Genomic DNA, 2,227 nt, shown 5'->3' with positions numbered 1-2,227 from the left:
CCCGCCGCCGCGCGGGCTGACCGGCCGCGCACCACCAGGCGGCCTGCCGCGGTGAGTGATCGCGGCCGGGCTACATTCTCCAAGTGACCGATCCCTTCGCTGCTGCCGGGACGCTGCGGGACGCGTACCGGCGCGTCGACTGGGCGGCCACCTCCCTCGGACCGGTCACGTCGTGGAGCCCGGCTCTGCTCGCGGCCCTGGATCTGACCCTGCACACCCGGGCTCCGGTGACCTTGTTCTGGGGACCGGACCACGTTCTCGTCTACAACGAGGCGTACGTGCCGATGATCGGCGACAAGCACCCCGCCGCGCTGGGCGCACCGGCCGCGAAGGTCTTCGCCGAGATCTGGTCGACCATCGGCCCGATGCTCGAGTCGGTGCTGGCCGGGCAGGGCGCGACATGGGTCGAGGATCTGCGCCTGCTGATGGACCGCCGCGGTTTCCTCGAGGAGACCTACTTCACCTTCTCGTACTCGGCCGTGCACGACAGCGACGGCCGGATCGCCGGGGCCATCGACATCGCCGCCGAGACCACCGCGCAGGTGCTCGGCACCCGCCGGCTGGCGTTGCTGGGCCGGCTCAACGATCAGCTCGCCGACGCCGAGGACGTGCGGCAGCTGCTCGACCACGCCCTGCCCGTGCTGCGTTCGGCGCCCGAGGACCTGCCCGAGGTGGACATCGTGCTGCCGGAGGCGCAGGTGCCGACGGCGGCCTGGCCCGCGCCGCTGGACCGCGACGTGGCGGTCGAGATCACCGGGCAGGGCCGGATCGCCCGGATCCGGCTCACCGGGGCGGACCGGGACCGCTCGGATGCCGTCCTGGTCAGCCGGGTCAGCCCGCACCTCGCCGTCGACGAGGAGTACCTGCGGTTCTTCCGGCTGCTCGGCGCCTCCCTGGCCCAGGGGCTGCACCGGGCCCGGGTCCGGCAGGCCGAGCGCCGCGCCACGGCCATGGAACGCGAGCTGGCCGAGGCGTTGCAGCGCAGCCTGCTGGCCGCGCCGGTGCAGCCCGAGCACACCGAGGTGGCGGTGCGGTACCAGCCGGCCGGCCAGGGCGCGCACATCGGCGGCGACTGGTACGACGCGTTCACCCTGCCCGACGGCCGGGTGACGGTGGTGGTCGGCGACGTCACCGGGCACGACCGGCGGGCCGCGGCGGCGATGAGCGAGATCCGCAGCCTGCTCCGGGGCATCTCGTACGCGCTGCTCAAACCGCCGGCGCTGGTGCTGACCGGGTTGCAGGACGCGATGCGGGGCTTCGCTGTCGACGCGTTCGCCACGGTGGTGCTGGCCCAGATCGAACGCGAGGACCACGGCACCCGCACGCTGCGCTGGTCCAACGCGGGTCATCCGCCGCCGGTGCTGGTCGACCCGGACGGCGTCGTACGGCTGCTGGAGACCCGCCCCGAGACGCTGCTGGGCACCCGGACCCCCACCGCGCGGACCGACCACCGGGTGCAGCTGCTGCCCGGCACCAGCGTGATCTTCTACACCGACGGCCTGATCGAGCGCCGCGGCGCCACCCTCGACGACGGCCTGGCCGAGCTGACCCGGGTGTTGCGGGGCTGCGCCGCGATGGACGCCGAGCAGATCTGCGACCACCTGCTGGGGCACTTCGCGGGCGGCACCGACGACGACGTGGTGCTCGCCGTCGTCCGCGCCCGGGACTGATCAGCTGCCGGACAGCATCCGCAGCACCAGGGCCAGCGGTGGCCAGGTCGCCCGGCCGCGCCGGGTCACGGCGTAACAGCGCAGCCGGGCCTCGACCCCGGTCAGGGCGATCAGCCGGACGCCGGGCAGCGTGGCGGTCCCCATCGGCAGCAGCCCGACCCCCAGCCCGGCGACGATCATGTCCTGCACCAGGTCGAGGCTGTCCGCCCGGTGCACGATCCGGGGTGTGAAGCCGACCAGCGACGCCATCGTCCGGACCACGTCCTCGTCGGCGGTGTTGCGGGAGTTGACGATCCAGTCGTGGCCGGCGAACCCGGCGAAGTCGGTGCCCGGGTCGTCCCGGGGCACCGCGAGACCCCACGGCATCTCCCACAGCGGCACCGACTCCAGCGCGGCGTCGAAGGCGGCCGGGGCCAGGTTGTAGTCGTAGGTCAGGGCCAGGTCCACGGCGTCCAGAGCGAGCAGCTCGAACGCCTCGAACGGCTCGTGCTCGTGGATCAGCAGACGGACCCGGGGGTGGGTCGCGGCGAGCGTGGCCGCGACGGGCAGCAGCGACC

2 protein-coding genes are annotated in these 2,227 nt (G+C 73.8%); one reads left to right on the top strand and one right to left on the bottom strand.

Annotation, left to right across the window (positions count from 1 at the left end):
* The first annotated feature begins 83 nt into the window (after positions 1 to 83).
* The gene (locus tag AB0C29_RS44760) at positions 84 to 1,670 is read left to right on the top strand and encodes a PP2C family protein-serine/threonine phosphatase (protein WP_360833950.1); all 1,587 of its coding nucleotides are present in this window, start codon (positions 84 to 86) and stop codon (positions 1,668 to 1,670) included.
* On the opposite strand, the gene AB0C29_RS44755 is transcribed toward AB0C29_RS44760, so the two are convergent.
* On the bottom strand, positions 1,671 to 2,227 hold a 557-nt coding region (locus tag AB0C29_RS44755), incomplete at its 5' end, for a LysR substrate-binding domain-containing protein (protein WP_360833948.1). It abuts the gene before it with no gap.

Source organism: Actinoplanes sp. NPDC048791 (assembly GCF_040650095.1).
Taxonomy (GTDB): domain Bacteria; phylum Actinomycetota; class Actinomycetes; order Mycobacteriales; family Micromonosporaceae; genus Actinoplanes.
This window is presented reverse-complemented; position numbering and strand designations above follow the sequence as displayed.